Source organism: Legionella norrlandica, assembly GCF_000770585.1.
GTDB classification, from domain to species: Bacteria; Pseudomonadota; Gammaproteobacteria; order Legionellales; family Legionellaceae; genus Legionella; species Legionella norrlandica.
On the sequence record NZ_JNCF01000157.1, the window covers coordinates 1 to 256 of the forward strand.

The window sequence follows — 256 nt, forward strand, 5'->3', positions numbered from 1 at the left end:
TTAATTGCTCAATAGTTTGGATTTGCGCTTGTCCAAGAAACTTTAGTTCCTGGATTGAAAGGAGATGTTGCCTATTTTCTTCTGTTAAAGCATCGAGGCGTTGTTCTTGTTTGCTCACCTGTTCTTTCAATTGATCGATGGTTTGCCCTTGAGAGGTTTTGAGTTTGTTTAATTGCTCAATTTCCTGGGCCAATGTTTCTTTTTCTTTATTTAAAGCCTGGATTTGTTGTACTTGTTCTTTACCGGTTGACTCTAA

The 256-nt window shown here is 37.5% G+C and carries 1 protein-coding gene; it reads right to left on the reverse strand.

What is annotated here, in order from left to right:
• The coding region (locus OK13_RS14700) for a hypothetical protein (protein ID WP_035891811.1) at window positions 1-256 on the reverse strand (256 nt) is incomplete at both ends.